Consider the following 12,712-nt stretch of genomic DNA (forward strand, 5'->3'; position numbering starts at 1 on the left):
CTAACGCACCGTGACGACGGTCGGGGTCACGTTCCAGCCCCGCAACGCGATCGTCGTGCGGCCCTTGGCGGCGGTGGCGGGATAGCGGATCTCGATCCGGCGCCGCTGGCCGGGCAGAAGCGACACATAATTGTCGGTGAAGTACGCCGGCAGCACCTGCGTGCCGTCGGCATTCATGACGGTGATCTTGGTCGCCAACGCGGCGGTCGGGCCGTCGTTCGCCAGGTTCAGCGTCGTCGCAATCTCGCCATCCTCGGTCCGGCTCGCCGCGGTCGCCGCGACGACCGCCTGCGGCATCCGCGTCATGTCGCGGTACGCCTGGTCGTTCGCGCCCTGCCAATAGACGTTGTTCGAGAGCATCGTTCCGGCGGCATCGGTGACGTCGAGCGCCACCAGCACCATCCCCTGTGCCAGCAACGGCGCGAGATCGAGCGTGAAGGCGGTGGTCGTGAGCCCGGCGCCGGCGCTGACCGTGGCGCGCTGCTCGGCGAGCACGCGATTGTCGAGCGTTGTAACCTTGGCATGCACGACAGCGCCGGCCAGCGCCTTGCCGTTGTTGACGAGCATCACCTGATGATCGGGCAGGTTCATCTGAACATGGACCGGCTCGGACGCCTTTTTGGTGCCGTAGAAGGCGGCGTGCGTGTCATAGTCGGACGAGAAGATCTGCCACGCCGACGACGGCCAGGCGGGTTGCGTCATCCACAGCATCCGGGCGCTGTTGGTCGTCCACAGCCCGGCGTTGAATCCTTCGAAGATCGCGCGATAGGAATCATATTCCATCATCTGCGCCTTGCGCTCGAAATCGCCGAGGCTGGTGCCGGCGCCATAGCGCGTCGCCAGCACGTCCATATAGGTCTTGACCGCGCCGTTCCCGGTCTGGTGCCAGTCGTGATAGGCCCAGGCGTCGCTGATCGGCCAGAGATCGGCCTTGGGCATCGCCCGCGTCCAGGCTTCCAAAGTCGGGAAGCTGGGCGTGCCGAGCTCGACCGAGAAACCCTTGGCGTGATCGGTGAAATAGCTGGCTTCCGGGCGCCAGTTGTACGGGCCGCTGTTCTGCAGGTTCACGCGGTTGGACGAGCCCATGTAGAGCCTGGTGCCGTCCTCGCGATTGATGATCGCCTGCAGCTTTTCGTTCAGGATCGGCTGCGGCACGCCTTCGTTGCGGCCGAACCACGCGACGATCGAGGGATGGTTGCGAAAGCGGCGGACGACATCCTCGGCATTGGCCGCGAACAACGGCACGTCCTGCGCCTCGATATTGTAATCCTGCGTCGATTCCCAGAAATCGTTGAGGATCATCAGGCCGTGTTCGTCGGCCAGATCGTAGAACGTCTCCTCGGTGTTCTGCCCGACCCAGTTGCGGATGATGTTGAGATTGGCGTCCTGATGCAGGCGGAAGAACGGCAGCAACCGCTCCCGCTCGGTGCGCTTCATGAAATCGTCCATGCCGATATTGCCGCCGCGCGCGGCGATGCGGACGCTGTTGACCTTCAGCAACAGGTAGGGCGCAAGCGCGGCGTCGCCCGCGACCGGCGTGACCGCGGGCGAGGTTTCCGCCCCCGCGACGAGCGAGGCCGCCCAGCCGGTGTCGGTCTGGCGGATGCCCTGGTGCGTGCCATCGACGATCTGCGTGCCAAGCGCACGCGCCTTCGACAGGTCCAGCCCGACCCGACGCAACTGATCGTCCTTGTCCATCAGCGAGATTTCGTACGTCACCTGGCGCATGCCGAAGCGCAGCGTCCTGGTGTCGGAAACCGTGCCGTCGATCGTGCTGGTCAGGGTCAGACCGTGCAGCGCCGGCGCGCCATAGCCGTTCGGCCACCACAATTTCGGATTGCGCACCGCCAATGCGGGGAATTCGCCGGGCGCCATCGTCACGTCCGTGCTGGCGCCGGGCGCGAGCGTGACCGACTTCGAGACGACGACGTCGTCGAACCGCGCGGTCACGGTCGCCGAGACGGGCCGGTCGGACAGGTTGCTCACCGGCGTGGTGATCTCGACATTGGCGACGCTGTTGTCGGGGTTGGGCAGCGTGGTCACGACCTGGGCATCGCCCAGCGCCGCCGCGCCGGTGGCGATCAGATCGACGCCCTGCCATAGACCGGTATTGCGGTCCCGTACGGTCGGAATCCAGTCCCATCCTTCACTCGCCACGAAGGTCGGGCCGTCCAGCATCTGCATGCCGCCATTTTCGCCGACCCCGGCGGTCAGCGATTCCTCGTGCGCGAGACCGGGATGCGGTGGTGGCGATACCTTCACCGCGATCGCGTTGCGGCCGGCCACCAGCTTGCTGCTGACGTCGAACCGCCCGCGGATGAAGGCGCCCTTCATCGTGCCCAGGCGAACGCCGTTGACCCAGACCTCGGCGGCGTAGTTCACGCCTTTGAAGTTCAGCGCGAGCCGCCGGCCCGCGAGCCCAGCGGGCACGTCGATTTCGGTGCGATACCAATAGTCCTGCCGGGCCAGGGTTTCGGGGATCGCGAGGTTGTTGAGGCCGAAGGCGGGATCGGCGTACACGCCGCGATCGACCAGCGTCGTCAGGACGGTACCGGGTACGGTCGCGACATACCAGGCCGCGGCGTCGTAGCCTGACCGCGACAGCACCGCGCCGTCGGCGGACACCTTGGGCGCTTCGGCGAGGCGCCAGCCGGCAACCGTCCATAGCCCGGGCGCGCGCTCGGCGAGCGCCGGGCCGCGTGGGATCGGCTTGGCCACTGCGCGCGGCAGCGGCGCCCGACTGCGCGGCAGCGTCCAGCTGTACTGCGGCGTCACCTGTCCCGCCATCTGCCGGGTCTGCACCGGCCAGCTGGGGCTGGTGGGTTCGTAGCGGATCGTGGCGTCGGGCCTCGTGATCGCCTTGAGCGTCGCCGGCGCAACGGCCGAGGGCGTCTGGCCAAAACCGGCGATGCGTCCGGCAAACGGCGATGTGCCCGGCGCGTGCGGGGCGATGGTGGCGATCGCGGCCACCGGAGCGGGGGCGATCGCGCCACGCGCGACTTCGATGCCGTCGACATACAGCCGTGCGACGTCGCCCTGCGCCACCGCGGCGAGGTGGCGCCATTGTCCGGCGACGAGCGGCTTCGATGCCGAGAGCGTCCCGGCAGCGGTGATGAGGGCGGGGCGCCCGTCGATGAGCGCGAGGAAGCGGCCCGCGCCGACCGTCCCGATGCCCGCGATCGACACCTGGCCGCGCTCGATCGTGCGCGGTTCGATCCAGGCCTGGATCGTCCAGGCGGCCGTTGCAGGGACCACCGCGTCCGCCGCGCCGGCCGATTTCACCAGCGTCGCGCCACCAGCGGCAACGTCGACATTGTACGGGCCTAGCTCGGCCGCGGACCGGGCAACCGGCGTCTGCGCCGTGGCGACGGACGCGAGCAGAAGCGCCAGCAGGGTCGGGCCGGCGCGGCGGATCGAATGGTTCGTCATACAGTCATCCCCTGGAAGCGCCCGGATCTCTGGCTGGGCCGCCTGAACCCGACACAAAGCATGACCGCCGGAAAAAGCCAAATGATTTGGCTAATTCATGCGGTGGACGATTTTCCGTACCGTGCGATGTAGTCCGCATGGCCGGGCAGGGCCTGTGCGGTGCGCGCCACGGCGTCGCGCATCTGCCGCAGTGCATCTGCAACGCGGTCGGCATCGAGCGCATCGACCACCGGATCGTAGCCGACGGGCACGATGTTCTGGCCGAGCAGCACCTGCGTCCAGTTGGCGACGCCGAAGAGCTCGTCGTCGTAGCGAAAGATGCGTCCCTTTTCCCGGAACAGAGCCAGTTTGCGCTGCAGACTGTCCGGGATCGGCATGGTGCGCACCTGACGCCAGAACGCGGAATCGTCGCGGCGCGTGGCATGATAATGTAGGATGATGAAGTCGCGCACCGACGCATAGGCATCGCCCATCAAACGGTTGTATTCGTCGCGCTCGATCGCTGCGATGCCGCGGTCGGGGAACAGCGCGAACAGCTTCGAGATGCCGGTCTGGATCAGGTGGATGCTGGTCGATTCGAGCGGTTCGAGGAACCCGCCGGCCAGCCCGAGCGCGACGACGTTGCCGTCCCACATCCGCGCCCGCCGGCCCGCGGTGAACCGCAGCCGACGCGGCTCCGCGGTGGGCGGCGCGTCGAGATTGGCCAGCAGGGTCGCGGTCGCCTCGTCATCCGACATGTGTGCGCTGCTATAGACATGACCGTTGCCGGTGCGGTGTTGCAACGGGATGCGCCATTGCCAGCCAGCATGCCGCGCGGTGGCGCGGGTATAGGGCAGCAATGGCGTGCTCGCCTGCGTGGGGACGGCGATCGCGCGGTCGCATGGCAACCAGTGCGACCAGTCCTCGAACGGCACCTGCAACGTTTCGCCGAGCAGCAGGCTGCGAAAGCCCGAGCAGTCGATGAACAGATCGCCGTCGACCTGGGTGCCGTTTTCGAGCCGCACCGCGCCGACGTAACCGGTCTCGTGATCGCGCTCGACGGACGTGATGCGCCCCTCGATACGCTGAACACCACCCGCCTCGGCGCGCCGCCGCAGGAATGCGGCGTAGAGACCGGCATCGAAGTGATAGGCGTAGGCGAGCGGCGGTTGCCCGGTTTCGGGCGCGACCCGACCGAAACGGCCGAGCCGGGCGGCGACCGCCGATGGCGAATAGTCGGCAATGTCGCCGATACCGGGACGGTCGCGGAGCTTCAGCCAAAGCTGGTGGAAATGCAGTCCCTGAATGTCGCGGCCATGCGCGCCGAAGGGATGGAGGTAGCGATCCTTGCCGGTATCCCAGCCGACGAATTCGATACCCAGTTTGAACGTCGCGCCGGTCTCGCGGAGAAAGTCGCGCTCGTCGATGCCGAGCAGCGCGTTGAAGCCGAGGATCGGCGGGATGGTCGCTTCGCCGACGCCGACCGTCCCGATCGCATCGGATTCGACGAGAACGATCTGGCGCTGCCCGTCAGCGAGGAAGCGCGCGGCGGCAGCGGCGGCCATCCACCCCGCGGTGCCACCGCCGACGATGACGAGCTTGCGGATCGGGCTGCGGTCTTGCGTCATCGCTGTCGGTCCAGCTGGGCGAGATAAGCGGGGTAGGGCGGCAGGCGATCGGGCAGTGCGGCGACCGTCGCACTAAGGCGGTCGAGCGTGGCGACGACGGTGTCGAGCGGCGTCGCCGACGCGATCGGATCGGGCAGGCGCGGCATTATGCCCAGGCCGAGCAGCAAACCCTGCCAGCTGTCGGCGTTGAAGCTTTCGTCCTCGTAGAAGGGGAGGCGCCCGCGATGCGCGAATTGGTCGAGCGTGTGCGTCAGGCTTGCCGGCCGGGGCAGACGCGCGGCGGCTTTCCAGAATTCGCCGCGCACCCGCGCTCCGGCCGCGAGATAGGCGGCCTGGAAATCGCGGACGCGCGACGCCTGGCGCAGCGCATGGCCGTTATACGCGGCAAGCTCGAGCGGCAGGCAGTCACGCCCGGGTAACAGATCGATCGCGCGCAGGATCGCGCTATGCGCCAGATGCAGATTGGCGTCGGCCAGCGGATCGAGCGCCACCGCGGCGTCCCCCAACGCCAGCACGTTGTGCACCCATGGCGTCGGGCACGCGCCGGCGCGGATCGAGACCAGTTCCTCCCCCGTGGGCAGAATACGCCGCGCGCGCGATTCGGGCGTTTGCGATGCGGCGAAGGCGAGGCCGACCGAGGTGCGGTCGCGCAGGACCTTGGCGAACCGCCAGCCTGCCGGGACCGCGATCAGGTCGTCGGTCGGCGTGACCGGGCGTGCAGGCTCGGTGCCGAACAACAGCCGGTCGACCGGCAGGAACGCGCCCCAATCCTCGCGCGCGGCGTCGATCGCGGTGCGGAGCGGCGCCGCGGGACCGGCGCAATCGAGATACAGATCCGCGACGATGCGCCGGCCGTCGGCGAGCAGCATCGCGCCGACCCCACCATCGGCATGGCGTTCGATCCCGCCAAACTGTCCGGCGACGGGAACGATGCCGAGGTGACGGGCGAGCGCGCGCAGCAGCGCGCGGTAGCGGGGGGGATCGAGCCGGAGCGCATAACTGAAGCGCGACAGCGGCGATCCCGGGTCTGCCGAAGGATGGACGAACCGATCGGCGGCGGCCAGGCTTGCGGCGGGAGCAAACGCGTCGAACGGCGCGCGCCTGCCGTGGCGACGCGCGTTCAGCCAATGCTGGTGGAACCCGCCCGGCGGCAGGGTCGCGCCCTGATCGCCGTAGATCAGCATGACAGGCCGGTCGTCCGCGCGCCAATCCGACAGCCGCGTGCCGATCCGGTGCGTCGCCCCGGCCTTGAGCAAAGCGCCCTCGTCCAGCCCGATACGGTCGTGGAAGGTCGTGATCGTCGGCAAGGTGCCGGGCATCCGATCGGCGAGCGCGGCGGGATCGGCCGGCGTCTCGATCACGGTGACGACGACGCCGGGCAGCGCGCGCGCGAACGCCGTCGCGGCGGACAGGCCGACGATGCCCGCGCCGAGCACGGCGATGCTGCGGATCGGCAAACGCTCGGTCACCCGCGGATGGCCGCGTTGCGCTGCGCGATGAAGGCGGCGTGATCGGGCATCGCCGCCGCCGTGCTCGCCACCTGCGCGCCGAGCTTGGCCACGGCGCGTTCCAGCCCGTCGAGCGCAACGGCATCGGCGCGCTGATCCCAGCTATCGGGTACGATGCCTTGCCCCAGATACACCGCGATCCAGCTCGGCTCCAGAAACAAGCCTTCGCCATAGCGTGCCACGCGTCCGGCACGGCGGAACAGATCGATCTTCTCGGCCAGGCTATCGGGCACCCGCATGGTGCGCACGTGGTTCCAGAATTCGGAATCGTCGCGCGTGGTCGCGTGATAGTGCAGGATCAGGAAGTCGCGGATGCGATCATATTCCATGTCGACCATGCGGTTGAATTCATCGCGATCGCTGGCCGAAATCCCGTCAACCGCGGCGCGCTGCGGAAACAGTTCGATCAACTGCGTGATGGCCATCTGCGCGAGATAGATGCTCGTCGATTCCAGCGGTTCGAGAAAGCCCGAGGCCAGGCCGACGCCGACGACATTGCCGACCCAGGACTTGCGCCGGCGGCCGGCGCGGAATTTGAGGAAACGCGGATCCGCCAGCGGCTTTCCCTCGATCGACGCGACCAGAGCGTCGGCTGCGGCGGCATCGTCGAGGTGCGCGCTGGAATAGACATAGCCGTTGCCGACGCGGTGTTGCAGCGGGATCCGCCAGCGCCAGCCGGCGCCCATCGCGGTCGCCCGCGTATAGGGTTCGATGCCGCCCGCGGGCGAGGTGCAGGGCATCGCGACGGCGCGGTCGCAGGGTAGCCAGTGCGACCAATCCTCCCACGGCTCGGTCATCGTTTCGCCCAGCAACAGGCTGCGGAAGCCCGAGCAGTCGACGAACAGGTCGCCCTCGACGATCTCGCCGGATTGAAGCCGCAACGCACGCACCAGGCCGCTTTCGCCGTCCCGGTCCACCGAGACGATCCGCCCCTCGGTCCGCACCGCGCCGAGCGCTTCGGCGAAGCGGCGGAGATAGGGGCCGAACAACGTCGCGTCGAACTGATAGGCATAGCCGAAGCTGGCAGCGAGCGTATCGGCACCGGGTTCGGGAATGGCGAAGCGGTTGCCGCGCGCTGCCGCGACCGCGACCGAATAGTCGCCGATCGGTCCGGCCCGCCCGGTGGCGGCAAGGCGGCGCCAGTAATGATGGAAGCCGACGTCGCCCAATGCGCGGCCGAACGTGCCGAACGGATGGATATAGCTGTCGCCGATCGCGCCAAAATCGCGGAAGTCGATGCCGAGCTTGAACGTCGCGTGCGTCGCCCGCATGAAATCGGCTTCGTCGAGGCCGAGACGTTCGACGAAGGCGCGGATATGCGGCAAGGTCGCCTCGCCGACGCCGACAATGCCGATCTCGGCGGACTCGATCAGCCGAACCGAACAGGCATCGGGCATCAGCCGGACCAGCGCCGCCGCGGTCATCCAGCCTGCCGTTCCGCCGCCTACTACAACGACGCGCGTGCCCGCGTTTGCCGTCACCGTCATCGCTCCCCTATCCGCGCCTGCCGCTTTGACGTGGCTTCGGTGTAACCCTTTGGCAACAGCAAGCGTCAAAGTCATCGCATCTGTCTATCAAATTGTATTATTGCGCTTGTGAGCGCAATCGGTGCTGCGTATCAACCGAAATGGCGGAACGAAACACGTACCGCCGATGGGGAAACCCGATCAGAACGCCCGTTTATGACGGCGGCAATCGGGTTGTTGGATGTTGAAGGGCTCGGATTATGACAGCTGTTGCGTCGTCGCGAACGATTTTTCGTGCGTCTCGCTTTCTTGGGGTGAGCGCAACCGCGGTCGCCATGGCCTTCATCGCGCAGTCCGCTGCCGCACAGGCCGGTCCGTCCGCCACTGATCCGCAGTCCACGTCGGTCACCGCGAGCACGGGCGTCGACAGCACGTCGGCGCCGACCCAGGACGCCGCTGCGACCACGCCCGAGGCAACCGGCGACGATATCGTCGTCACCGGGATCCGGCAGAGCCTGGCCAACGCGCAGAACATCAAGCGCAACGCCGACACCGTCGTCGATGCGATCACCGCCGAGGATATCGGCGCATTGCCCGACCGTTCGGTGAACGAAGCGCTGCAGCGCGTCCCCGGCGTGTCGATCAGCCGGTTCGCCGCGCCGAACGATTCGCAGCATTATTCCGCACAGGGCTCGGGCGTCGTCATCCGCGGTCTCAGCTACGTGCGTGGCGAGTTCAACGGGCGCGACGCGTTCGCCGCCGGCGGCGGCCGCGAGATCGGCTTCAACGACATTCCGGCCGAGATCGTCGGCTCGATCGAGGTGTTCAAGAACCTGACGTCCGACCTGGTCGAAGGCGGGATCGCCGGCACGGTCAACATCAACACGCGCAAGCCATTCGATTCGACCAAGGATCTCGTGTTCCTGTCGGCAGGCATGAACTATGGCGACTTGGAGGGGCGCGGCGCGCCGCAATATGTCGGCCTGGTCTCGAAGCAGTTCGATCTCGGCAGTGCCGGTCGCTTCGGCATTCTCGGCAGCGGCACCTATCAGCGTCTCTACAGCCGGTCCGACTCGGTGTTCGTGTCGTCGATGCTGCCGCGCTACAACGACGACAAGAACGGCAACGGCGTCCAGGATGCGGGCGAGGGTCGAGTGCTCAACGCGGGCACGCCGTACCAGTCGACGTTGTTCGACACCTTCCCGCTGCCGGCCGGCCGCAACGTCGTCTACGCCCCGCTCGGCGCGGGTTCGCGCACGCAGGATTTCGATCGCAAGCGCATCGGCTATTCGGGCGCCGCGCAATATGAGACGACGTCGGGCAATCTGCTGGTGACCGCGCAGTTCGTCCGCGCAGAATCGACCGATGACTGGGTCGAGCATACCGTCGAACCCAACGTCTATTATGGCGACGTCAACACGGTGTTCCCGGTCGGCGCGAACGGCTTCACCTATGACGACAACGGCGTGTTCACCAGCGGCACGCTGGGCAAGAGGAGCGGCGTCGTGCAGGGCAACGGCCCGAACGGCTATGGCCCGCTGACGCAGTTCTCGCCGGACGGCATCTTCACGACCCAGTCCAACCGCCACTTCTTCTCGAAGTCGACCACGCAGGACCAGTCGCTCAACATCAAGTTCGAACCGACCGACCGCCTGCACCTGAATCTCGACGGCCAGTATGTGAGTTCGAAGGTCAAGGTCCGCGACGACATCCTCGATACCGCGACCTTCAGCCAGACCGCGATCGACCTGACCGGCAAGATTCCGCTGATCACGTCGCTCACGCCGGGCTTCGACACGGCAAGCTATTTTGCCGACCCCAACTCGGTCTATTTCCGCGACGCGTTCAACGGTCGGCAGGATAATAAGGGACACGAATGGGCGTTCCGCGGCGATGCGCTGTACGACGTCAGCGATGACGCGTTCCTGCGCAGCGTACGCGTCGGCGGCCGCTATGCCGACCGTCAGCAGACCGTGAAGGCGGTCGACTACAACAACTGGGGCAACGTCTCGGAAACCTGGGCCGCCAACGGTCCGGTCAGCTACACGGCGCTGAGCGCCAACGAACGCCAGTTGTACAGTTTCACGGATTTCTTCCGTGGCCAGGCCAACACACCGCCGAGCACGACGTTCGTCGCCGACGACATCCTGCGCGATCACGATGCCTTTACCGACCTGCTGCGGCGCGTGACCGCGCAGGGCGGCGGATCGTACCGGCCGGCCGAGGACCGTACGCAGGCCGACGGTCAGCCGCTGATCGACGGCGCGTATCTGCCGAGCGAAATCTATCGCAACCGCGAGAAGACCATGGCCGCCTATGCGCGCGCCGATTTCGCCGTGGACGATTTTGGGAACGGCATGAGCCTGACCGGCAACGTCGGCCTGCGCTACGTCCGGACGAAGGACAGCTCGGAAGGTGCGATCACCTATCCGCAGCAGACCACGATCTTCGATCCCAGCAACATCGGCAACGATCTGGCGGGCAATCCCTACCCGAAGACGCTGGCCGGCTACTGCCAGAGCCAGGTTGATAAGCCCAACGGTCAGGGCACGATCGCCACGATCTGCACCGTGACGCCGGCGCAGCAGACGGCGATCCTCGCCTATGCCAATGGTTCATCGACTCCGGACGTCGCCAAGCAGAAGTTCGATTTCTTTCTGCCGAGCGCCAACGTGAAGCTGCAGGTGACGCCGACCTTGCTGTTCCGCGCTGCCGGATCGAAGGCGATCTCGCGTCCCAACTTCGGCGACCTGCGCGACTATGTCGGCGTCGGCGCCTCGGGCGGCAACTCGGCCGGCAACTTCCAGTTCGCCGCGCAGTCGCGCAACCCGTATCTGCGTCCGGTAGAAGCGCTTCAGTTCGATCTGACCGGCGAGTGGTATTTCTCGAAGGTCGGCTCGCTGACCGCAACCTTGTTCCACAAGACGCTGTCGAACATCATCGTCGACAATTATGGCTATACCCGCACGCTGACCAACAATGGCCAGACCTTCGACGTGCAGGTGAGCGGACCGGCCAATGTCGCGGGCAAGTCGCGGATCAAGGGGGCCGAATTCGCCTATCAGCAGACCTATGACTTCCTGCCGGGTGTGTTGGCGGGTCTCGGGCTGCAGGCCAACTACACCTATGTGAAGGCGGGCAAGATTCCAAACCCGGTGCCCGCGAACGGCGCCGCAGACGGCAGCCGTCCGCCACAGGACGTCGCCGGCCTGTACGACAATCTGCCGCTGCAGGGCCTGTCCAAGCATACGATCAACGTTGCGGGCTTCTACGACTTCAAGGGCTTCTACGCCCGTGTCGCCTATAGCTGGCGCTCGAAGTTCCTGCTCACCAACCGCGATTGCTGCTTCCCGTTCCTGCCGGTCTACGCGTTGTCGACCGGGCAGCTCGATGCCTCGGCGTTCGTCACGGTCACCGATCGGTTCAAGATCGGCGTCACCGCAGGCAATCTGCTCGACACGACCACGCGGACCTCGTTCCTGCTCAACGGCGACGGGTTGGAAGCACCCCGCAGCTTCTTCAAGAACGATCGGTCCTACACCTTGTCGGTGCGGCTGACCTATTGAGCGGTGGTAGCCGGCGCGGGTAACGACGGGTAAAGGGTTGGGATGACTGACCTTCCTGGCCTGCCCGTTGCCGAAGCCGGCGCCGTCGACGCGGCACGGTTCGCCGCGGACATCGCGACCGGCTATCACCCGGTGGTGCTGCGCGGACTGGCCGCGGACTGGCCGGCGGTCCGCGCCGCGCGCACCTCCGACGGTGCGATTGCCGACCATATCCTGTCGTTCGACGGTGGCCGCTCGGCCGAGGTGATGGTTGCCCATCCGTCGGTCGGCGGCCGCTTTTTTTACAATGCTGACGTCGACGGGTTCAATTTCGAGCGCAGCAAGGCGCCGATCGCCACGCTGATCGAGCAACTGCTGGCGCTGCGGACGGCGCCAGATCCCCCCGCCATCTATGCCGGCGCGGCCGCGGCCGAGGATCATTTGCCCGGCTGGACCCGCGCCAACGTCCTGCCGCTCGATACGCCCGACGCTGTACCGCGGGTGTGGATCGGCAATGCCAGCCGGGTATCGACGCATTACGACGTGTCGAGCAACGTCGCGGTCGTGGTGGCCGGGCGCCGCCGCTTCTGCCTGTTCCCGCCCGAGCAGAGCGCCAACCTGTATGTCGGGCCGCTCGACGTGACGTTGGCGGGACAACCGGTCAGCATGGTCGACCTCGAGAACCCCGATCTCGCGCGGTTTCCCCGCTTTGCCGAGGCGCGGCGGCACATGCAGGTGGCGGTGCTCGATCCGGGCGACGCGATCTTCATACCGTCGCTGTGGTGGCACGACGTCAAGGCGCTCGCGCCGTTCAACGTGCTGGTGAACTATTGGTGGGGCCAGCCCGGTGCGGCGTCGCCGTTCCCGGCGCTGGTCCACGCGATCATGGCGATCCGCGATCTTCCGGCGGGCGAGCGCGACGCGATGCGCAACTGGTTCGACCAGTATGTGTTCGACGACGCGGCGCAAGACGCCGCAGCGCATTTGCCCCCCGCGGCGCGCGGTGTGCTCGGACCGCCATCGCCTACGCGGAACGCGGCGATCCGCGGCTTCCTGTCGCGCGCGCTAAACCGAACATAGCGGAGCACGTTTGCGACGTTGCGGCAGGTCCGAGTACCAACGGCGGGGCAACGCGGTCGCCTGAGGCGATCCATCGC

6 protein-coding genes are annotated in these 12,712 nt (G+C 66.9%); 2 read left to right on the forward strand and 4 right to left on the reverse strand.

What is annotated here, in order from left to right; all coding sequences use genetic code 11:
- The 4 genes from U1701_RS13945 to U1701_RS13960 form a co-directional block, all read right to left on the reverse strand.
- Window positions 1-3,429 carry a glycosyl hydrolase 2 galactose-binding domain-containing protein gene (locus tag U1701_RS13945; protein ID WP_332783172.1) on the reverse strand — a complete coding sequence of 1,143 codons (3,429 nt, stop codon included), beginning with the start codon at window positions 3,427-3,429 and terminating at the stop codon, window positions 1-3.
- A 95-nt stretch (window positions 3,430-3,524) separates the two neighbouring features.
- Window positions 3,525-5,036 (reverse strand): tryptophan halogenase family protein, encoded by a 1,512-nt coding sequence (locus U1701_RS13950; RefSeq protein WP_332783173.1) that lies wholly within the window; start codon window positions 5,034-5,036, stop codon window positions 3,525-3,527.
- Complete coding sequence (locus U1701_RS13955; RefSeq protein ID WP_332783174.1) at window positions 5,033-6,505, reverse strand: tryptophan 7-halogenase; 1,473 nt, start codon at window positions 6,503-6,505, stop codon at window positions 5,033-5,035. The genes U1701_RS13950 and U1701_RS13955 overlap by 4 nt, the downstream gene beginning before the upstream one ends.
- The gene (locus U1701_RS13960; RefSeq protein ID WP_332783175.1) at window positions 6,502-8,031 is read right to left on the reverse strand and encodes a tryptophan halogenase family protein; all 1,530 of its coding nucleotides are present in this window, start codon (window positions 8,029-8,031) and stop codon (window positions 6,502-6,504) included. The genes U1701_RS13955 and U1701_RS13960 overlap by 4 nt, the downstream gene beginning before the upstream one ends.
- Before the next feature lie 293 nt (window positions 8,032-8,324).
- Here U1701_RS13960 and U1701_RS13965 point away from each other — a divergent pair, with 293 nt between their 5' ends.
- Entirely contained in the window at window positions 8,325-11,576 is a 3,252-nt protein-coding gene (locus U1701_RS13965) for a TonB-dependent receptor (RefSeq protein WP_332783176.1), read from the forward strand.
- Window positions 11,577-11,618: 42 nt separating this feature from the next.
- Window positions 11,619-12,635 carry a cupin-like domain-containing protein gene (locus U1701_RS13970; RefSeq protein ID WP_332783177.1) on the forward strand — a complete coding sequence of 339 codons (1,017 nt, stop codon included), beginning with the start codon at window positions 11,619-11,621 and terminating at the stop codon, window positions 12,633-12,635.
- Window positions 12,636-12,712 lie beyond the last annotated feature (77 nt).

It is taken from the genome of Sphingomonas rhamnosi, from assembly GCF_036663615.1.
Taxonomy (GTDB): domain Bacteria; phylum Pseudomonadota; class Alphaproteobacteria; order Sphingomonadales; family Sphingomonadaceae; genus Sphingomonas.

Excerpts from the sequence above, each read along its gene's own strand:
- U1701_RS13945 (WP_332783172.1), bottom strand. The coding sequence starts at position 3,429 with ATGACGAACCATTCGATCCGCCGCGCCGGCCCGACCCTGCTGGCGCTT.
- U1701_RS13950 (WP_332783173.1), bottom strand. The coding sequence starts at position 5,036 with ATGACGCAAGACCGCAGCCCGATCCGCAAGCTCGTCATCGTCGGCGGT.
- U1701_RS13960 (WP_332783175.1), bottom strand. The coding sequence starts at position 8,031 with ATGACGGTGACGGCAAACGCGGGCACGCGCGTCGTTGTAGTAGGCGGC.
- U1701_RS13970 (WP_332783177.1), top strand. The coding sequence starts at position 11,619 with ATGACTGACCTTCCTGGCCTGCCCGTTGCCGAAGCCGGCGCCGTCGAC.